The organism is Weissella thailandensis, assembly GCF_001932615.1.
Lineage (GTDB): Bacteria > Bacillota > Bacilli > Lactobacillales > Lactobacillaceae > Weissella > Weissella thailandensis.
The window spans coordinates 526,897-548,410 of the sequence record NZ_CP014332.1 but is presented as its reverse complement, the minus strand read 5'-3'; the positions used below and the strand labels follow the sequence as shown (position 1 = coordinate 548,410).

20 protein-coding genes and 2 pseudogenes are annotated in these 21,514 nt (G+C 39.2%); 1 reads left to right on the top strand and 21 read right to left on the bottom strand.

Annotation, left to right across the window (positions count from 1 at the left end; genetic code table 11):
* The 4 genes from FOL01_RS02680 to rpsL all read right to left on the bottom strand — a co-directional run bounded on the left by FOL01_RS02680 (window position 1) and on the right by rpsL (window position 4,465).
* Window positions 1-1,101 (bottom strand): ABC transporter ATP-binding protein, encoded by a 1,101-nt coding sequence (locus tag FOL01_RS02680; RefSeq protein ID WP_075269193.1) that lies wholly within the window; start codon window positions 1,099-1,101, stop codon window positions 1-3.
* A 203-nt stretch (window positions 1,102-1,304) separates the two neighbouring features.
* On the bottom strand, window positions 1,305-3,422 hold the full coding sequence (gene fusA / locus FOL01_RS02675; protein ID WP_075269191.1) for an elongation factor G: 2,118 nt from the start codon (window positions 3,420-3,422) through the stop codon (window positions 1,305-1,307).
* A 132-nt stretch (window positions 3,423-3,554) separates the two neighbouring features.
* Window positions 3,555-4,025, bottom strand: a complete 471-nt coding sequence (gene rpsG, locus FOL01_RS02670) for a 30S ribosomal protein S7 (protein ID WP_075269189.1) — start codon at window positions 4,023-4,025, stop codon at window positions 3,555-3,557.
* A 17-nt stretch (window positions 4,026-4,042) separates the two neighbouring features.
* Window positions 4,043-4,465: a 30S ribosomal protein S12 gene (gene rpsL / locus FOL01_RS02665; protein WP_075269188.1), complete on the bottom strand. Its 423-nt coding sequence runs from the start codon at window positions 4,463-4,465 to the stop codon at window positions 4,043-4,045.
* A gap of 332 nt (window positions 4,466-4,797) precedes the next feature.
* On the opposite strand from rpsL, the gene FOL01_RS11575 reads away from it, so the two are divergent.
* A complete protein-coding gene (locus tag FOL01_RS11575; protein ID WP_075269187.1) occupies window positions 4,798-5,190 on the top strand; it encodes a prepilin peptidase in 393 nt (130 codons plus the stop codon).
* Between the two features lie 44 nt (window positions 5,191-5,234).
* Here FOL01_RS11575 and FOL01_RS11460 read toward each other — a convergent pair whose 3' ends face one another.
* The 17 genes and pseudogenes from FOL01_RS11460 to FOL01_RS02580 form a co-directional block, all read right to left on the bottom strand.
* Window positions 5,235-5,405, bottom strand: a complete 171-nt coding sequence (locus tag FOL01_RS11460; protein ID WP_257787100.1) for a HeH/LEM domain-containing protein — start codon at window positions 5,403-5,405, stop codon at window positions 5,235-5,237.
* Window positions 5,382-5,795, bottom strand: a pseudogene (gene rplT, locus FOL01_RS02655) (50S ribosomal protein L20); the annotation flags it as partial. The gene FOL01_RS11460 and the pseudogene rplT, both read right to left, overlap by 24 nt.
* A 65-nt stretch (window positions 5,796-5,860) precedes the next feature.
* On the bottom strand, window positions 5,861-6,055 hold the full coding sequence (gene rpmI / locus FOL01_RS02650; RefSeq protein ID WP_075269185.1) for a 50S ribosomal protein L35: 195 nt from the start codon (window positions 6,053-6,055) through the stop codon (window positions 5,861-5,863).
* A 25-nt stretch (window positions 6,056-6,080) separates the two neighbouring features.
* The gene (gene infC, locus FOL01_RS02645; protein ID WP_075269184.1) at window positions 6,081-6,614 is read right to left on the bottom strand and encodes a translation initiation factor IF-3; all 534 of its coding nucleotides are present in this window, start codon (window positions 6,612-6,614) and stop codon (window positions 6,081-6,083) included.
* Between the two features lie 175 nt (window positions 6,615-6,789).
* Entirely contained in the window at window positions 6,790-7,209 is a 420-nt protein-coding gene (nusB, locus tag FOL01_RS02640) for a transcription antitermination factor NusB (protein ID WP_075269183.1), read from the bottom strand.
* Window positions 7,209-7,643 carry an Asp23/Gls24 family envelope stress response protein gene (locus tag FOL01_RS02635; protein WP_075269182.1) on the bottom strand — a complete coding sequence of 145 codons (435 nt, stop codon included), beginning with the start codon at window positions 7,641-7,643 and terminating at the stop codon, window positions 7,209-7,211. The genes nusB and FOL01_RS02635 overlap by 1 nt, the downstream gene beginning before the upstream one ends.
* A 99-nt stretch (window positions 7,644-7,742) precedes the next feature.
* Complete coding sequence (gene efp, locus FOL01_RS02630; RefSeq protein ID WP_075269181.1) at window positions 7,743-8,309, bottom strand: elongation factor P; 567 nt, start codon at window positions 8,307-8,309, stop codon at window positions 7,743-7,745.
* A gap of 187 nt (window positions 8,310-8,496) precedes the next feature.
* Window positions 8,497-9,840, bottom strand: a complete 1,344-nt coding sequence (locus FOL01_RS02625) for a glucose-6-phosphate isomerase (protein WP_075269180.1) — start codon at window positions 9,838-9,840, stop codon at window positions 8,497-8,499.
* 126 nt (window positions 9,841-9,966) lie between these two features.
* A complete protein-coding gene (locus FOL01_RS02620) occupies window positions 9,967-11,001 on the bottom strand; it encodes an aldose epimerase family protein (protein WP_075269179.1) in 1,035 nt (344 codons plus the stop codon).
* Between the two features lie 396 nt (window positions 11,002-11,397).
* Window positions 11,398-12,337 (bottom strand): annotated as a pseudogene (locus FOL01_RS02615) (GRP family sugar transporter).
* A gap of 125 nt (window positions 12,338-12,462) precedes the next feature.
* Window positions 12,463-13,365 carry a sensor histidine kinase gene (locus FOL01_RS02610; protein ID WP_075269178.1) on the bottom strand — a complete coding sequence of 301 codons (903 nt, stop codon included), beginning with the start codon at window positions 13,363-13,365 and terminating at the stop codon, window positions 12,463-12,465.
* Between the two features lie 13 nt (window positions 13,366-13,378).
* Entirely contained in the window at window positions 13,379-14,107 is a 729-nt protein-coding gene (locus tag FOL01_RS02605; RefSeq protein ID WP_075269177.1) for a response regulator transcription factor, read from the bottom strand.
* Between the two features lie 246 nt (window positions 14,108-14,353).
* A complete protein-coding gene (gene codA, locus FOL01_RS02600; RefSeq protein WP_075269176.1) occupies window positions 14,354-15,595 on the bottom strand; it encodes a cytosine deaminase in 1,242 nt (413 codons plus the stop codon).
* 25 nt (window positions 15,596-15,620) lie between these two features.
* Window positions 15,621-17,708, bottom strand: a complete 2,088-nt coding sequence (locus FOL01_RS02595) for a DNA topoisomerase (RefSeq protein WP_156834977.1) — start codon at window positions 17,706-17,708, stop codon at window positions 15,621-15,623.
* 24 nt (window positions 17,709-17,732) lie between these two features.
* Complete coding sequence (locus FOL01_RS02590; protein WP_075269174.1) at window positions 17,733-19,091, bottom strand: cytosine permease; 1,359 nt, start codon at window positions 19,089-19,091, stop codon at window positions 17,733-17,735.
* 172 nt (window positions 19,092-19,263) lie between these two features.
* Window positions 19,264-20,316 (bottom strand): mechanosensitive ion channel family protein, encoded by a 1,053-nt coding sequence (locus tag FOL01_RS02585; protein WP_075269173.1) that lies wholly within the window; start codon window positions 20,314-20,316, stop codon window positions 19,264-19,266.
* Between the two features lie 118 nt (window positions 20,317-20,434).
* On the bottom strand, window positions 20,435-21,421 hold the full coding sequence (locus FOL01_RS02580; protein ID WP_075269172.1) for a GMP reductase: 987 nt from the start codon (window positions 21,419-21,421) through the stop codon (window positions 20,435-20,437).
* Window positions 21,422-21,514 lie beyond the last annotated feature (93 nt).

Below are 21,514 nucleotides of genomic sequence, written 5' to 3'. Positions count from 1 at the left end.
CTAAACGTCCTCCTCTGAGTCCTCATATTCCTCCATACGAGCATCAAAATCTTCCTCAGACTCATCTAAGCGCATAATATGAATGTCTTCAGGATCAAAGAATAAGCCACGTCTTTCACCAATCACCGCTGGATTAGTTGCTTGAATTTTCCATTCATTTTGATCGTCATCATGCGCAGTAATCTCATAATAATCACCACGGAATGATTGATAATCAATGGTCACCACCAGCTTCCCGTCATCGACCGATACCAAATCTAAGTCTTCCGGTCGTAAGACAACTTCTACAAGTTCATTTGGACGCATACCACCATCAACATTTTCAAATTCTTTACCAGCAAAAGATACTAGATAATCCTGTCGCATCACACCCGATAAAATATTTGATTCACCAATAAAATCTGCCACAAAATGGTTAATTGGTGCATCGTAAATATCCACTGGTGTACCGTTTTGCACAATTTCACCTTCATTCGTCACAAATATCCAATCCGACATTGCTAAGGCTTCCTCTTGATCATGGGTCACAAAAATAAACGTAATCCCTAACCGTTTTTGTATTTCACGTAGTTCATATTGCATATCTTTACGTAATTTATAATCTAAGGCAGACAAAGGCTCATCCAACAACAAGACTTCTGGATCATTTGCTAATGCTCGAGCAATCGCTACACGTTGCTGTTGTCCACCAGACAACTCTGAAATTTCACGGTCTTCATAACCCTTCAACTTCACTAGTGTCAGCATTTCAGCAACTTTAGCCTTAATATCACTTTTTTTCTTACCCTTAATAGACATACCAAAGGCGACATTATCAAAGACGTTCATATTAGGGAATAGTGCATAATTTTGAAAAACAGTATTCACCCGTCGCTTCTCAGGTGGTAAATCATTGATACGTTGCCCTTCAAATAGAATATCACCAGAAGTTGCTTCTAAAAAGCCAGCAATGAGTCGTAAGATTGTTGTTTTACCAGACCCTGACGGCCCTAATAAAGTATAAAATTCACCAGCCTCTATTTCTAAATCGACTGACTTCAAAACGATATTATCATCATATTGCTTGGCAACATTTTTAAATTCAATAATGGGTTGAGCCACAACTAGTACCACCTTTCTTCACATAACCTTAATTATACAAACTTATCAAAAAATAGTCGACAATGAAAGATATGAGTTAAATAAGAAAAAACATCTTACAGTATAAAAGTTTCTAGATTATCATTAATGCCTGTTACACAAAAAGAGACTGGTCCATTTTTCATGTCCAGTCTCTCTTCATATTTATTTAATTAAAATTAAGCTTAGTCGGCTGACTCACCATACTTAGCAATAATCTCTTCTTGCACGTTCTTAGGAACTGCTTCATAGTGATCAAATGCCATTTGGAATGTTCCACGACCTTGTGTAGCTGAACGCAAAGTAGTAGCATAACCAAACATTTCTGCTAGTGGCACCTTACCATGAATCAATACTTGCTTACCACGTTGCTCTTGACCTTCAAGCAAACCACGACGAGCTGAAACGTGACCCATTGCATCACCCAAGTTTTCCTCAGGAACAACAATATCAACCTTCATAACTGGTTCCAAAATAACGGCACCAGCAGTCTTAGCAGCTTCACGCAAAGCTAATGAAGCTGCAATCTTAAAGGCAGCTTCAGATGAGTCGACATCGTGGTATGAACCATCATACAACTTAGCCTTCAAATCAACCAATGGGAATCCAGCCAAAGGACCATTGTTTAATGAATCCTTCAAACCAGCTTCAACTGAAGGGATGTACTCACGAGGAACAACACCACCAACGATAGCATCTTCGAATTCGAATCCTGCACCTTCTTCGTTTGGTGCGAACTCGATCATAACATCACCATATTGACCTTTACCACCTGATTGACGCTTGAAGAATCCACGAGCTTGAACCGTCTTAGTAAATGCCTCACGGTAAGCAACTTGTGGTGCACCAACAGTAACATCAACGTGGAACTCACGCTTCATACGATCAACAATGATATCCAAGTGAAGCTCACCCATTCCAGAAATCAAAGTATCACCAGTTTCTTGGTTAGTCTCTGCACGGAATGATGGGTCTTCTTCAGCAAGCTTTTGCAAAGCAACTGTCATCTTAGCTTGGTCAGCCTTAGTCTTAGGCTCAACAGCTAATTGAATAACTGGGTCTGGGAATTCCATTGACTCCAAGATCAACTTACGATCTGGTGAAGTCAAAGAATCTCCAGTAGTTGTGTCCTTCAAACCAATGGCAGCAGCGATATCACCTGAGAATACTTCAGGGATTTCTTTACGGTCAGTCGCATGCATTTGTAGCAAACGTCCAACACGCTCACGCTTATCCTTTGACGTGTTCGTGATGTATGAACCTGATTCCAATGATCCAGTATATACACGCAAGAATGTCAAACGACCAACGAATGGATCAGTCATAACCTTGAATGCCAAGGCAGCAAATGGATCTTCATCGTTAGCAACCAAGTCGACTTCTTCACCAGTTTCAGGATCGTTAGCAGTATATGGCTTAACATCCAATGGAGATGGCAAGTAGTCAACAACAGCATCCACCATCATTTGGATACCCTTATCCTTGTAGGCTGAACCTGCAAGTACTGGGTAGAATTGTAGTGAAAGTGTTGCACGACGAATAGCTGCCTTCAACTCAGCTTTAGTGATTTCTTCACCTTCTAAGTACTTTTCCATGATATCGTCATCAACATCAGCAATGGCTTCAACCAATTCATTGTACTTTTCTTCTACTAAGTCAGTGTAATCAGCAGGGATTTCGCCCGCTTCCCACTTCTCACCAAGTTCAGTCGTTGGGAACAAAGCTTTCTTTTCGATCAAGTCGATGACACCAGTGAAGTTGTCTTCGGCACCAATTGGCCATTGAATAGCCTTGGCATTGGCATCCAAACGATCCTTCAATGAATCAACTGACATACCAAAATCAGCACCCAACTTGTCCATCTTGTTAACGAATACAAGACGTGGTACTTGATAAGCCTCAGCTTGATGCCAAACTGTTTCAGTTTGTGGCTCAACACCGGCAGCACCATCAAGAACGGCTACGGCACCATCAAGAACACGCAATGAACGTTCAACTTCGATAGTAAAGTCCACGTGACCTGGTGTGTCAATGATGTTAACACGGTATGGATCATTCTTATATTGTTCATAGAAACCGTGCCAAACAGCAGTTGTTGCGGCAGATTGGATCGTGATTCCACGTTCCTTTTCTTGATCCATAAAGTCCATTTGTGAAGCACCATCGTGTGTTTCACCAATCTTGTGAATCTTACCAGTATAATACAAAATACGCTCTGTCGTCGTTGTCTTACCAGCGTCGATGTGCGCCATGATTCCGATGTTACGCGTACGTAGCAAAGGATATTCACGCTTGTTAGCCATGAGTAAATTCTCCTTGAGTTTCTTAACGTTTAAACTTAATTTCCGTTAAACGTTTGGTTATCTTATACTATTATACCGTAAATACACCAAAAGTGGCTACTGTCAATTGACTGCAGCCACAAAATTGGAATATTACCAACGGTAGTGTGCGAAGGCACGGTTGGCTTCAGCCATACGGTGCGTATCTTCGCGCTTCTTAACAGATGCACCAGTATTGTTAGCAGCATCCATAATTTCCTTAGCCAAACGCTCTTCCATAGTATGCTCACCGCGGGCACGTGAGTATTGCACCAACCAGCGCAATCCCAATGTCACACGACGCTCTGGACGAACTTCGACAGGAACTTGGTAGTTAGAACCACCGATACGGCGAGCCTTAACTTCCAATACGGGCATAATATTGTTTAATGCTTCTTCAAAGACTGCTAGTGGTTCATTACCAGTAGCTTCCTTAACACGATCAAAAGCATCATATAAAATAGTTGAAGCAGTTCCACGCTTACCATCAACCATCAAACGGTTGATCAAACGTGAGACAAGCTTTGAATTGTAAATTGGATCTGGCAGAACTTCAGCCTGCTTAGTGTAACTCTTACGTGGCATTATTTAGTCCTCCCTGATTATTTTTTCTTGTTCTTAGGGCGCTTTGCACCATACTTAGAACGTGATTGCATACGACCATCAACACCAGCAGTATCTAGTGCACCACGAACGATGTGGTAACGAACTCCGGGCAAATCCTTAACACGACCACCACGGATCAAAACAACTGAGTGTTCTTGAAGGTTGTGTCCGATACCTGGAATATATGCAGTAACCTCAATTAGATTTGACAAACGTACACGGGCGTACTTACGCAAAGCTGAATTAGGCTTCTTAGGTGTCATTGTACCAACACGGGTAGCAACACCACGCTTTTGTGGAGAAGCAACACGAGTTGACTTCTTGTGTTGTGAGTTATAAGTATAGTTCAAAGCAGGTGACTTTGACGTTGAGCTCTGTGACTTACGAGGCTTACGAACCAATTGGTTAATTGTAGGCATTTCGAAGAGTCCCCTTTCAATTTTTTTATTTTTTATAGTGATAAGTCCACATTTCCAGGCGTGTCATTTATTAACAATACATCTAGAAACGAAACTCTATTTGGTACTTTTCGTTTACGAGTTCAGCACGTCGCGTAACCGCAAACACCCTACTAACTAAAAGCACAATTAATAATATAACACCATACTGGTACTTATGCAACCTTTTTATCCTATAAAAAACGTTGCTAGATAGGCTTTTAGTTTGCAAACAATTCCGGGCGTTTCATTTTTACCAAAACAGCCCTTTATTGCGTCTTTCTTAATAATCAAACAAAAAGGATCGTAAATTTATGCTTCTTGATTTTTTATTATTAATGATAATGTGTTTGCTCTCTTACCAAGATTTTAAAGAACAATCTATCAACAGTCTATGGTTAAGCTTTCCCTTACTAATTGCCGCCTTGTTTTACCGTTCATCTATTTGGCTAACATTTTCAATCTATTGTCTCTGTTTAATCATTAATACACTTAATCAGGAGCATTTTATTGGTAATGGTGATTTAGATATATTGGCAGTATTAAGTTTATATGTTAATTTTCAACAATTTTGGTTTATCTGTACCATTGCATGTGCCTGTCAATTGACTTATCATTTATTCACTCACAAACAAGCTCTCGCCTTTGTACCAGCCATCACCATTGGCTACTTGATTTGCTTGTTACCACAAATTTTGGCAAACTAAAAACGCTATGATTAACATCACAGCGTTTTATTACTTACTAAGCATTAAACCAATGCTAACAAGTCAGCCTTCTTTGCTGAAGAAGCAAATTCAATGCCATTTTCTGACAAGTATGCTTTGATTTCAGCAACAGTATTCTTTTCAGTTGGCTTTGCAACAGCAGCTTCTGATACAGTCTTTGATGCAGCAGCGTTAACAGTAACACCCTTTTCCAAAGTAGCAGCTGACTTTTCTGCAGCAACTTGACCGTTATCTGCCAAAGCCTTCTTTGCTGATTCAACCAAAGCTGAGAATGCTTCGAAATCTGAAACAGCTAATTCTGCTAACATCTTACGGTTCAAAGTTGAACCCATCAATGACAAACCGTTCATGAAACGTGAGTATGACAAACCGTTCATACGTGCACCAGCATTGATACGTGCAATCCACAACTTACGGAAGTTGCGCTTTGTTTGCTTACGATCACGGAATGCATAGAACCATGACTTCCAAACTTGTTGCTTAGCAACTTTATAGTTGATATGACGTTGACCACGGTAACCCTTGGCCAATTTAATCATCTTCTTACGACGTGAACGCGTAACGTTACCACCCTTAACTCGCATGGGTATTTCCTCCAGTAATTTCTAATTTTTTATTCGGAACCAGTCTTAATTATTAATAGTAATAATTAACGGCTCAACAATTGCGTATATGTCTTCAAAGTTGTGTGGTTCATCATTGAAGTTCCACGCAATTGACGACGTTGCTTCTTAGTCTTACCGTGGAAACGGTGTGACGTATAGGCGTTAGCTGACTTCAACCCACCATTAGCAGTTTTCTTGAAACGCTTTGCTGAAGCGCGGTGTGTCTTATACTTAGGCATTAATATGTCCTCCAAACTGGTTTAATTACTTAGTTTCTTTGGGTGCAAGCACCATAAACATGCTGCGCCCTTCCATCTTAGTTCTTGATTCCACCTTTGCGATTTCTTCAAGATCCATTGCCATACGATTCATTACTTCACGCCCAATTTCCTTGTGCGTAATAGCACGTCCGCGGAAACGAATTGATACCTTAACTTTATTACCTTTGTTCAAGAACTTAATTGCATTGTTCTTCTTAGTATTAAAGTCATTAACATCAATAGTTGGGCTAAGACGAATTTCTTTAACATTGACAACTTTTTGATTCTTTCGTTGTTCACGTTGCTTTTTCTGTGCTTGAAATTTGAACTTACCGTAGTTCATAATCTTAGCTACTGGTGGTTTAGCGTTGGCTTGCACCAATACCAAATCCAAATCTGCATTGTCAGCTAGACGTTGTGCGTCTGCCTTAGACATGACACCTTGGTCACCGTCATCAGTAATCAGACGAACTTCACGAGCACGAATGCGATCATTGATTAAATCTTTATGTTGTTGTGGTTGGCGTGCGTTTGCTATGATCCTTACCTCCGAAAAAACTTGTGATAAAGTAAAAGCGGCTTGCCGTTACACACGACAACCCGCCATCTATCATCTTTACGATAAAATGATTAACCTGATAAGTAAACTTAACTAGGTGAATAGCGGGTATGCCATTACTTTATTTCCTAACAAAATTTAATTATACACTAGACTAATTTAAAGTCAAGGATTTGTTTAGAATACCATTAATAAACTTACGCGATTTGTCATCCGTAAAATCATGCGCTAACTGTAAGGCTTCATTAACAGCAATCTTTGCTGGTACGTCCGTAAACTTTGCTTCATACAAAGCCAAACGCATCAAGACCAAGTCAGTCGTGTTTAAACGTTCTAACGTCCATCCGGCTGATAAATGGTCTGTAATCATAAGATCCAATTCGTCTTGATGAGCAACGACTCCCAAAACCACAGATTTTAAATCTGCTGGTATGTCATCTTCCCAAGCAATTTCTGGATCCCCTACCAAAACCTGTGTAATGGTAGCGTCAACATCAGCCGTTGGATTTAAAGCTAAACCAAAAAGTGATTGAAAGGCTGCTTGACGAGTTTGATGACGATTTAGTGCGGTCATTATTTGGTTCCTTCCGTGTCTGATTCTTCACCAAACAAATTGTTAACATCGACAGAACTCGTTGTTTTTTGTGAAACAACGCCTTGAACATGTACATTAACAAGTTTAACTTGTAACTCTGTCATTGCGGCAACTTGTGAGGTTACTCGTTGTTGAATTGCATGTGATACTTTCGGTACACTCACACCGTAATCAAGGTATACGTAGACATCTACAATTAAGCCCTCGGCTTCTTGTTGTAACGCAACACCTTTACCATGTACACGTCGTCCAAACGCCTCCTGTGCACGTTCAGATAGTGATCCCGTCAAACGAGAAACACCTTCAACTTCTTGTGCCGCTAAACCTGCGATAATCTCTAACACGCGCATACTAACTAGTGTTTCACCAGAAACATCACTTGAGTGTGTTAATACGATTGTCTCCTCTGCCATACGGAACTAACCTCCTAAAATACTTGAAAGCGCCGGCCGGCTGCCGGTCGGCGCTTTCTCAATTGATATAGTTATTATATCTAACTTCGCTAGTAAAAACTAGGCACGTGAAGTGTATGATCCACCATTATCAGTGTTAACAACTAACTTATCACCTTCGTTGATGAAATCAGGCACGATGATAACCAAGCCTGTTTCCATTGTTGCTGGCTTACCACCACCGTTAGCAGTTGCGCCCTTAATACCTGGTTGTGTCTCCTTAACAGTAAGCTCAACCGTCTTAGGCAACTCAACGTCTAAGATTTCACCATTGTAAGTTGTAAGCTTAACGTTCATATTTTCTAGCAAAAACTTTAGCGAATCTGCAATTTTATCTGCTGGAATAGAAATTTGCTCATATGTTGCATTATCCATGAACACATGTTGATCACCATCTGCATACAAGTATTGCATTTCAGTTTGATCAATATTTGCAGTTTCAAACTTATCACCAGGACGGAAAGTTACTTCATTCACTGCGTTTGTACGTAGGTTCTTCAACTTTGAACGTACAAAAGCTGCACCCTTACCTGGCTTAACGTGTTGGAATTCCAAAACGCGCCAGATTGATTGGTTATACAAAATTGTTAAACCAGTTTTCAAGTCATTCATACCAATAGTTGCCATGATTGAATTCTCCTAAATTTATGTCTTTCTGCATTATATTATCAGTTTTCTTTATTAAAAACCAGCGTTATGCATGTTTTCAGCAAAATGTTTTTTATTTATTTCTTAGATTAAAAAAATTACATATCAGCCAAAAAAATCGAAACAGAGTTGTTTCGACCTTTTTGTACATGAATTCTTAATAAAATTACAAGCGTGCTTGCAATGATTCTGTTAACTCTTCATAGCCCGGCTTACCAAGCAAGCCAAACATGTTGCGCTTATAATCCTCAACACCTGGTTGGTTAAATGGATTAATACCATTCAAATAACCTGAGATACCAACAGCTACTTCGAAGAAGTAAATCATTTGACCCAACGCAAATTCATTTTGCTTATCAATCTCAACGATCATGTTAGGGACACCACCATCAACGTGGGCAATCATTGTTCCTTCAGAAGCTGTACGATTAACATAACTCATTTGCTTACCTTGTAAGTAACCTAAACCATCATCCGCATCCATTGTTGGAATTGTAACGTCAGTCACAGGCTCTGTTACACGAACCAAGGTCTCAAATAAATTACGGCGACCGTCTTGAATATACTGTCCAAAACTATGTAAATCAGTTGAGAAGTTTCCAGATGCAGGGAAGATTCCCTTACCATCCTTACCTTCTGATTCACCTTGCAATTGCTTCCACCATTCACCGAATTGGGCCAATGTTGGATCGTAATTGATCAATAATTCTGTTGTATATCCTTTACGGTACAAAATATTACGGTAAGCAGCATATTGATAAGCTGGGTTCTTTGACAAGTCAGCATCAGCATATGCTTTTTCACCAGCTGCCGCACCGGCCATTAATTGTTCGATATCGCCCCCACCAACAGCGATTGGCAATAATCCAACTGCCGTTAATACTGAGAAACGACCACCAACACCATCGGGAACAACAAATTCTTCATAACCTTCTTCGTCAGCTAAAGTCTTTAATGAGCCACGGGCAGCATCAGTTGTTGCATAAATACGCTCGCGGGCACCCTCAACACCATACTTTTCTTCTAGCATTTGCTTAAATACACGGAAAGCAATTGCTGGCTCAGTAGTTGTACCAGACTTTGAAATAATATTAACTGAGAAATCACGATCACCAATCAACTTAATCAAGCTGTTTAAGTATGCTGGTGCAATCGAATTACCGGCAAACAAGACTTGTGGGAAGTCGCGGTCCTCATCACCGTAATAATTAGCAAAATAGTCATTAAGGAAATCATTAGCTGCGCGAGCACCTAAGTATGATCCACCAATTCCAACGACAACTAATACTTTTGAATCACTTTGAATCTTTGCAGCAGCTGCCTGGATACGAGCAAATTCATCTTTATCATATTGCGTTGGCAAGTGTAGCCAGTCTGTATATTCAGACCCAACACCAGTGCCCTTACGCAACAACTCATCTGCAACACTAACCATTGGTTGCATCATTGATAGCTCTTCTTCTCCCACAAAAGAAGCCAACTTTGAAGTATCAAATGATAATGTGGTCATAATTAAATCCTTCTTCCTCTATATCGTTTATATTAGTACTTTTCATCTTACGGTATAGACCAATTATAGCTTTTCTCAGTAAAAAATGAAAGTGTTTCCATGTACATTTGTGCACAAAGTATGATATTAATCTAAATTATTAAATTTATAGACTGTGCGATAAGTTTGTTTCTTACCTGCTGGCAAAACAATATCACCAAAGCCCTCATGGTTAATAGCATCTGACAAGGTTTGAGCTTCTAGTGCAATTGTATTATATGGGTGTTCATCAAACCATTGACGATCACCTTCATGATAGGCAACTTCTGGATCAGCAATGAAAAAGATAACAGCATTTCGATCTGTATATACTTCAATACTACGGTCTGACTTAGGATCTGAGACAACAGCTGCTGGCCTGTCTGCCGCTTGACTAAGTTCAAAAGCATTATCGAACTTCACATCATAAGGACCATCTAATTTTGCTAAATTATCCCCAATTCTAGTAGGCTCGTTAAAGTCAAATGGTGTATCAGCGTTATCTAGGAAGTTACCTGTTGGCGTTGTATCCTCAGGGTTTAATTCCAAACGACGTTGTGAATGGATTTGCAATGTCAGATCACGGGCATCCGTTTCAATACCTGCTGGATTGAAATAACCGTGGCTTGTTGGATTATACAAAGTATCTTCATCTGATTCAGCTGAGAAAGTCAATGCGACTTCATCATCATCAGAAAATGTATAAGTCACTGAAGTTGGCATGGTACCAGGAAAATTATCAATTTCTTCAGTCATAGTCGTTGTAAACGTCACTGAATTAGTATCCTCATCAAGGGTATAATCCCACATCCGATTTGAGAAATTTTCTTTTCCTCCGTGCAAGGCATTACCTAATTCATTATCTTTCAAATGATACGTCTTACCATTCAAAGTAAACGTTGCCCCCGTGATACGGTTACCAACACGACCAATGATATCACCTACTGAATATGCTTGATCCCATAATTTATCAGTAGTCTGTAGTCCAACCATCAAATCTTGGCCACTATTTGTTTTAAAGAATTGCCATGTGGCACCCCAATTTGTCACACCAATTTTGTGACCATTTTTATTCTCGATTACAATTTGTTCTGCAGTTTCACCATTTGGCATTTTACCAATTTCATGAACACTTATTGTCATTATAATTCCCTCTTTTCAATTCCCCTAAAACATTCATTTAAAAGTTCTCCACATAATTGTATTTTAGCATATTATCTTGCAAGCAACTGGATATAAATAAACCGTTTTCATAACGATTATAAACTTGATGCTCAAATCATGTATAAGATCAGAGCGTGAACAAAGTCGGTTTGAAGCCGGTGTGTAACGTTATTTGCGTTATTTTTGGCCGGAGCAAAGCGCAGGACAGGAATGGCGTAAATTTCGTTACATTGAGGTTTCAGACTTTGAGAACGCGTTTAAGCAGAGCGTGAACAAAGTCGGTTTGAAGCCGGTGTGTAACGTTATTTGCGTTATTTTTGGCACAAAAAAACTGGAACATTTTCATTTGTTCCAGTCTCTTTATTTAGTAAATAACTATAGTCGGGAAATTAAAATGGCTCCAACAACTACCAAAATTGATCCAATTACAATATAAACCATTTGGCGTGGCGTTTTCTTCTCTTTTAGTAAGAAGATAGCCCCAAATGTTCCGACAATGACACCTGTTTGTGACAAAGTGGCAGCAATCGCTTGACCAACATTTGGATTAGCAGCTGAAATAAACATAAAGACATTTCCAAGTCCCCAAACCAGTGACCATATTGCGCCAAGTTCCTTTTTCAAACATTGTCTTACCCTCTTTCATAAAGAAGATAACAATTATAAATGCTCCCAAAACTTGACCAATTGACTGTGGACCAACAATTGCGGTCATGTAATCCAACCCTTTATTTTGGTTGTGCACATGATCAGTTATATAACCCACTTTGTTCAACAAGTTTGGGAAGATGAAGTACATCATAAATCCCAAAGTTGAAATTAGAACTGCAATTGCACCACTTTTCATTTCACGATTAGCAGATGCTTGAGCAGGCTCTGCAGAATCAGGCAAAGCTGTTAATACAGCTCCCAAGCCAACGGCAATAATGGCAATCGCTCCAAATAACCACATATGACCAGTCTGCCACTCGCCCAACACAACAGCAGCCAACAAGGCATTACCAATAATTTGACCAGCAGTTGATAATGGCTGTCCAATCGACACACCTAATTTTTTGAACCCCACGAACTGGCCAGCAGTTCCAACAGCCCAAAAAATTCCAGAAACGAAACCAACCAACCAAATACGTGGGTTAAATGCAAACGACATACCCGAATTTGGAATAACGAAGACGCACAGTGTTAGCAACCCAAAGACTAATGACCCAAATGTCATTCCTAACGTTCCTTGCGCAGCCGTACCACCCATCTTAGTGGTAACCAACCCTACTGATCCCCAGGCTAATGCCGGAATCAACGCAATTAAAATCGACATAATATCTCCTTCACAATAATTCAAAAAATATTCACAACATTGAACAATACCACATTAAATGTTCAAAAACAATATAATCGATATCATTTTGTGAAATAATTTCAAATAAAGCGCATCGCTAAATACTATTTATTCATTGCGGGTAAAATAATTTCAAAAGTCGTGCCAATTCCTAACTTAGAAGACACTTTGATTTCACCATGGTTAGCACTGACTAGTTGTTGCACAATAGCCATCCCTAGCCCAGATTCACCACGTTTTGTTCGCGATGGATCAACTTTATAATACCGTTGCCACATCTTGCTTAACTGGTCTTCGGTCATACCGATTCCCGTATCTGTTATGATAATTCGAGCCTGATTATTTTCAGTTTCAACGGAGACAGTAATAATACCATTGGTTGTGAATTGAATCGCATTTGCTAGAATATTTGTTAAAATTTGAGCCACTTGATCCGGATCTGCGTAAACAAAAATATCTTGTTTTGTTAAATCTTGAATTTCATTACCAACGGCCTCCGCTTGCTTGATCAATTGATCAATCTGACGGCGAACAAGTTGGACAACATTAAAGTTTTCCGGTTGATTTTCTAACTGTTGTTGTCTTAATCGTTCATATGACAATGTTGACTTAATTAACCGAGTTAATCGATCTGCCTCTTCCTTAATCAAATCATAGGAATGTTGCTGTTCATCTGGACTAATAACGCCATACTGTAACCCTTCAGCAATCCCAGCAATCGTTGTTAAAGGCGTCCGCATTTCATGTGAAGCATTCGATAACATAGCTGCTTCTTCTTCGCGTTGCATAACGGCCTTATTTTTTAACATCGTCAACTCATGTTGCTGCTTCGCTACTAAACTCAACTGTTTCTTTAACGCTATCAGACCATATAATCCAATTGTGGTAAGCAAAACTAACATTAACGTAATTAACAGCGCATGCAAATGTAAACATACAAACACAGTTGCCAAGATAAACACTAAGATCAGTATGATTAATAATTTTTCAACGCGTCCTTTTTTCATATGCACATCTCGGTTATTTCATCTGCGTTTCAGGCACATTCGAGTCATCAAACTTATAACCAACGCCCCACACGGTTTGAATAACCTGTGGCCCGACTTTTTCAATCTTTTGACGCAACTTCTTCACATGTGCATCAACTGTACGTTCATCGCCAAAATATTCATAGTCCCAGACCAATTGTAATAATTGGTCACGTGAAAATACCTGACGTTGCTTTTTTGAAAGCACACGGAGTAAATCAAATTCTTTCGGTGTCAAATCCGGAATCAGCACATCATTCAAGTATGCTTCACGTGTCCGTGAATTTAATTTAAATGTCCGTGTTTGCACATCAAAATCATCGATAACATCTTCTTCATGGCTAGCGGGTTGCATCGTTGCTCGTCGATATAATGCCTTGATTCGCGCTATCAACGTAATTGGGCTAAATGGTTTCGTCACATAATCATCCGCACCAACTTCAAAACCCAACACCTGATCCGAATCCGAATCACGAGCTGTTAGCATAATCAGCGGTACTTCTGCCGATACTTCTCTAATTTTCAATGCTACTTGCATCCCATCAACTTTGGGAAGGTTTAAATCCAGGATAACCACGTCCCATGACTGGACATTCTCATTAAATAACCTGAGCCCTTCCTCACCATCATAAGCATTTGTAACATCCCATGCTTCTTTTTTATAAAACATCCCCATCATTTCTGACACGGATGTATTATCTTCTATCATTAACAATTTCATGTTTTTACCTATATCCACCATCAGCACTTTTTTATTTCATAATTCTTTAATTTCTATTATACAACGATGCTTCTTAAAACTTTTTAATTTGTTATTTCATCACTGCAACACCATAAAAATTATTTTTACTAAAAACCATGCAAAATGGGCGGAAACACAAGAAAATACCCCGCCCATTGAATTTAAAATTCATTAATTATAATTTGTTAAATTCCAAGTAAAAATACGTTTCCAGAAAATATTGCCTTATTTTGGTAAATTAACTTGCACATTTGCTGGCTCAGTTTCCACCAAAATATGACCTTCATGTACAGAATAAAGTAATTCTGCACGTTCATTTAAAGTGTTGTACCAATTATCAGCATTAAAAATCAAAAAGTTAGCCGGCTTACCAACCTCAATACCATAATTGTCCATAACCTGCATGGTGCGAGCCCCTTGCTTGGTAATAAAACGGTACGAATTCATAATTTCTGTATAACCCATTATTTGAGTTGCATGCAATCCCATATGCAAAACATCCATCATATTACCATTCCCCATTGGGTACCAAGGGTCTTGAATGTCATCCTCACCAAAAGCAACGTTCAGTCCTTCTTGATCAAGCTCTTTAACACGTGTCAAGCCACGTCGCTTTGGATACGTGTCAAAGCGGCCTCCTAGATACATATTAATTAAGGGATTGGCAACAAAATTAATATCTGCCATCTTCAAAAGTCGCATTAATTTAGACACATATGCGTCATTATAAGAACCCATAGCCGTTGTATGTGATGCTGTTACACGTTCCTTCAACCCTGTTTCAAGAGCCAACATGGCTAATGTTTCCAAACCGCGTGACGCTGGGTCATCAATTTCATCTGTATGCGCATCTACCAATAAATGGTATTTTTTCGCTAAGTCAAAAACAAAATGTAATGAATCTACTGAATATTCACGTGTAAATTCAAAATGAGGAATTGCGCCTAGTGCATCTACCCCCATTTCAGCTGCCTGGGTCATCAATTCTTTACCATTAGGAAAAGATAGAATACCTTCCTGCGGAAAAGCAACTAACTGCAAAGTCATCCATGGCTTCACTTCTTCGCGAACTTCCAATAATGCTTTTAAAGCGACTAAATCGGGATCGGTCACATCAACATGGGAACGTACAAACTGCAAGCCATGAGCCGCTTGTATTTTCAAAGCCTGGATTGCCCGCTGTTTAACATCTTCATGTGATAGGGTTTGTTTGCGTTCACCCCAAATACGAATACCATCAAACAATGTGCCACTTTCATTCCATTCTGGCTGGCCAGCAGTCAGCGTTGCATCTAAATGAACATGCGGATCGACAAATGGTGGTAGCATTAATTTCCCTGTCGCATCAATAACTTGTTCATCAGCAATTGGTGTTAAAGAATCCGCGATAGCCACAAATTTACCATTCTTCACGCGGACATCTTGGCGTCTCGTAGCATTTTCAATCACAACTTGTTTGATTAACATCCTTAATCTCCTTAATATTTAACCGTTACTTTTTTCTTGGTTTCAGTTTAAATCCATAAAATGGATGCCCTTTGTACGTCTGCTTGGCCAAATAACCTGTCGCAGTATAACTTTTCCCTCTTTTTGTCTTAGCCGCAAAACTAATTTCATCACCATTGAGTAGCTGTTGTAGCTCATCATCTGAAAATGTATGATCACTCCAAGTTTTCGAAAAACTAATTTCTTGCCCTTTAAATTGTACTGTTATCTTCTCAGTTTGCTTTTTTGACCTAGTTCTGGTGGCAGTAGGTTTTGGCGCTCCTAATTCATCCGATAATCTCTGCGCATTTTCAACCATAATGGGCATGTCATGCTGGATTACTTGCCTAACTGAATCTAACGCTTTCGCCATAGTTAGCTGAAACTCGCCAACTTCGTCCATCATTTCGAATAACCTTTTCGTGATTTTGGGTGACGCAATCCAAGTACCATCTACCATAATAGCCGAAACATTCCCTGTTTCAGTGAGTGTCAAACGGCCCTTCTTTTCAATCATCATTTTACGAGTACCTTGACTCATCTCAGAAAGGGTCGAAACACGGGTTGCTCCAGTACCAACGTCATGCTTTTCCAAAAAGGCCATTAACCACTTAGTCGTTGGGTAGCTTGGTTTCTTATTACTACCCTCAAAGATATATGGATTTGCCTGTTGACCAAGCTGTTTATTCATTTGCTTCTCATCCGCTTTATCATCTTGCAAAGCCTGTTGGGCATCATAAACGAGTTTATAATTTTTAGCTATGGGCACGTTAAATGCGGTTTTAAAGCTAGGATATTGTCTGAGTTCAGCTGTAACATGATCATAAATATAATCTTCTGCTAGCATGGCTAAATAATTTTTGGCCAAAATTTCATAAATAGCACCAGCACTAGCACCGTATTTCGATAATGATTGCATGCTGATAGGGACGTTCAATCCAGGACGGTTAGCCCCGTGTGACCCTTGTGATTTGACATGTGTTTTCCGAGGCTCACGATGCGTCAGTAATTGCTTATTGACCCCAACTAAATCAGCAATTTGATCGATTTTCGGCAGCAATTCTGCAAATTGTTCTGGTGTCACCGATTGATCATCAGTTCTTGGATATGAAACAATTTGTGCTTCATACATTTTCTGATACGTTCGTAACACCTCTTTACTATCAAACCCACGTGGCGCCAAAATAGCTGCCAAACCTGCTAAGTCCAATAACTTATCAGGTGCTTGATGTCGTTTCACATGCTTTTCATTCACGATATCAGCAGTTTGATAGTTTTGTTTTTCGTTTTGCGTAGATTCTTTATCAAGATATCGCCAGGTAACTTGTTCATCTTTTGGTACAGTACGCTTAAATACGTGCCCTGCTAAATCCTTGAACCGGACTTCATAAAAAGGCCGTTTCACATAGTTCTTAATTGCTCGCATTTGTTCATAGATTTTCCAAACAATGACTGACTTTAAACGTCCTTCACGGGCAACAACTTTAAAACCGGCCTTTTTAGCAGAGGTTGTTGCAATTCTTGTCAATTGCATCGAAGCAAAATCCCAGCGACTACGGGTTTCTCCCTTTAAATAAGGACCGTGTTGTGTTTTATCTGAAACGTCAATTAAATGATTCATTGCTTGGCGAATGCTTTGCGGTGCTTCATCAACAAAATTTGCTCGCAATACTTTGCCCTGCCAATGGATAGCATCAATCACTTCCCATGCTAACAAATCGCCTTCACCTGATGGATCGGTATCGGTGGCAATTACAATGGCATCATAATGGCGTTGACTTTCTTGTTTTAGGGCTGCCAATTCAGATTTAGTGGATTTTAAACGCCCAGTTCTTGGCTGACGTTGTTTTAAATATGTCCGCTGCCAATTCATTTGTTCTAGTTGCCAAGGCAAATATTTTAAGGTCCACGACTTATACGCTTTACGTAAGTCCTCAGTAACCATTTCTTCTGGTTCTTTAAAGGTCATCATATGCCCATGAAGATTGACGATTTGATACGTATAGCCAGCATACTCACCTGACTGACCCCCTAATGCTTTTATGAAGTTTTTGGCAGCTGATGGCTTTTCTGTGATAATCAAGTATTTCATCAAAATCCAATCCTCAAAAATAAAATTTTATTTTGCTCTATCATTAAATAATTTAGTCAATAGATAATAGATGATTCCTGCTAGGAGCATCGCAACAAATGTGACACCAATCGTCTCACTTATCCATGAAACAGATTTTAAACTAAAGTACAGGATGATACCACTACCCCACGAAATAATCGCTAGCCAGTTAAAACCACCTTGGTACCAATATTTACCATCAACTTTGGTAATCTCTGCCAATTCATACTGTCCTTTACGAATCACAAAGTAATCAACCAAGAATACCGCAATTTCGGGACCTAAAAACATACCGATGTAGTCCAAAAATGTTGTGAATGCCTCTAAGAAAGTAGCAAATAGTAGCGGAATAAATGAAACAATCGTTGCAATAAGCGTAACAATCCACAATGCAGGGGTTAGTTTCAATTTATGCCACATATTCGTTAGCGCAGATCCCGCCGCCATCAAGTTGACCGCATTAGCCGTCGTTGACGTAATAATAATAACTAGTAAAGCAATAATTCCTAATCCTAATTTAGATGCAATCGTTGAGGGGTCTGAGTCATTTGGATCAAATGAATTGTTCATAACTGCAGTTCCAATGGTTGCTAACAGACCAATAAAAGCAAACCCAAATAACCCCAAATTTGCTCCCAAGAACGACCAACCAGTTGCACCCGACTTTTTCTTCGCAAATCTAGAAAAGTCAGAAGATGCTGTCACCCAAGCCAAATTGAAAGCAGCCAAAATATCGATTGCCGCCCCTGAAGAGATACGGACTGATTTAGGCGGTTGCCAATCAAATATCTGACTCAATGAGACATTTTGAAAGACAACAATCACCTCCCAAATAACAAAAATAATGACTAAAATAATTCCAATACGTTCAATCATGCGGACAGACTTTTCACCTAACGAAATCGAGGCTAAGTGTAATAAGGACATAATAATGATTCCGATGACTAAACCAGCTTTGCCCCCATTGGCGTAGGCCGTCCAACCCAACATGTCTTTAAAAATTACCGAAATTGAGATAGCAGCAATAAACGTATTTGCCGCTGCCCACCCGATAAATTGCACAATATTTATGACTGATGGGCCAAACGATCCTTTTAGACCAAACGATGCTCTTGTTAATGCCATCATAGGTAATCCTGTTTTATAGCCCATGTAACACGCTAATGTTAGAAATACATATGACAAAATTCCTGTCACAATTAGCGTCGTAGATGCAGTATACATACCTGCCGCTGCAATCACACCACCAATATACCAGGTACCATTATTAGCATTTGCCCCTATCCATGTTGCAAACATGTCCCAATTTGACATCGTTCGCTGGTCATTGTTAATAACCTGTACTTGCCCAAATTCTTTCGCCATCTTCTCCTCCTCAATAAGGGTATAAAAAAAGTCGCCCACAAATATGGCGCGACTTAAATTGGTTATCTCTTTTTATAACTTATAATGCGCTCCTTTGCCAGCTCTCGTCTGACGATTAAAAAAGCAATATTTAATTGTACTAAACTATACCGTTTTCTGAAATCAAAGTCAATTACTGCTGTACCACAGGTTTAGCGTTAACTGATAAATGGATGTTATGTGCTGCTAAAACACGCAAAACTAACATGTTAACATCCGCCTGATCACCTGAAAAATCAGTATCCGGATGCATATTAACAAATACATTGACATTGAATTCATAGCCATACGGTGTCACTTGAGAAATTACCGCTTTAACACTATCCGCATCAAAACGTTCATCCAATGATAACTGTCGCATTACCTCTTCGGAAACAGCCACAATTTCTTTTGTTTCGGTTTCCAAAGCTAGATAAAACACCAATGAAATTTTCCGTTTTGCTACCCGAGACCAATTTGTAATGGGTTCGTTAGACAATGTTGCATTGGGGACAACGACTAATGCGCCATCGGCTGTTCGAATCAAAGTCGAACGGAAAGTAATATCTTCTGCTACACCAGCAACAGAGGGCGATTCGATAGCATCACCAATTTGAAATGGCTTTTCAGTAATGATAATAATACCACCAAGCAAATTTTTAATTGGATCTTGAGCGGCCATTGAAACAGCTAATCCTGCCAATCCCAAACCAGCGAAAACGCCATTAACATTAATGCCCCAGTCAGACAGAATCATCGTGATGGTCAATGCCACAACAATAAATTGCAATGTACGTTTTAAGAACGGCATCACAATTGAATCAACTTCAATATGAATTTTAGCACCAAAATATTGTAGTAAATCAGTTAGTGATGCCATTAATGAATACAACCCATATCCCACACTGAAGATTAAGACCGATTTATTAATTTCATCAACATAATGAAGAATTAACCGTGGTGCGTGCGCAACATGTAGCGCCCAAACCAGACCAGCAAATAGAACCACAATTTTGACAGGCCTTTCGAACGCAATTAGAATATCACGCCAAATTTCATAACGTTTCGATAATCTTTTTTGAATTTGATTAAAAATTACACTGACAATGCCTTTAGTTACAATGATCGTCACAATAATAATCAACAAAGCGAGTCCAAGTGATTGCCAGTCAAAGTTATCGATCAACCATTTTTGTAAGAGCTTCATAAATGACTCCCTTCATTTTTCCTATAACATTAGCATACCTAATTTATTGCTTTCATAAAACAAAAAAATAAGAGATTGCAACATTTTTTTGTCTCAATCTCTTTAAGGTGTCTATAAATTAATACGAATCACCATTTACAATGGAATTTTTAACAACGACATAATCCACATAACGTAAGTCGTTTAACTGACGTCCACCTGCATATGAAATAGATGACTGTAAATCTTGTTCCATCTCAATTAATGTATCTTCAATCAAGCCACGATATGGCACCAATAATTTCTTACCTTCAACGTTCTTATATTCACCCTTTTGATATTGTGAAGCAGAACCAAAATAAGTCTTATATTTTGCCCCATCTAATTCGACAATATCACCTGGTGTTTCGTCATGACCAGCAAATAATGAACCAATCATAACCATCGTGGCACCAAAGCGCACTGATTTTGCAATATCACCATTATAACGGATACCACCATCAGCAATAATTGGTTTCTTGGCCGCCTTACCACACAATCGTAGCGCTGCAAGTTGCCAACCACCAGTTCCAAACCCGGTCTTTAGCTTAGTGATACAAGCCTTTCCAGGGCCAACACCGACTTTCGTTGCATCCGCACCAGCATTTTCTAAGTCACGGACTGCTTCAGGTGTTGCCACATTACCAGCAATCACAAATGATTCGGGCAATGTTGTCTTAATATACTTAATCATTTCAATAACTGAGTCTGAATGGCCATGCGCAATATCAATTGTAATATATTCCGGTACCAAATCAGCTGCTTTTAGCTGATCAATAAAATCATACTCTTCTTTTTTAACACCAACGGAAATTGAAGCTATTTGACCCGCTTCATGAAATGTCCGTACGAAATCCAAACGTGTTTCTGGATTAAACCGGTGCATCACATAAAAATAACCTGACTTGGCTAATTTCATCGCTAAAGCATCATCAATAACAGTCTGCATATTAGCTGGTACCACAGGAATTTTAAATGTATGGTTTCCTAATTTTACTGATGTATCAGCCTCTGAACGGCTGTCAATAATACATTTATTTGGCACGAGTTGGATATCTTCATAGTCAAAAACGGTCGTAAGTTCCATATTGTATACTCCTAAGCATTAATGTTCGTGTTTTAAGTTTTTTGTTATTTAATTTAACCACCAAATAGATATTATACACGAACTAAAAACGTT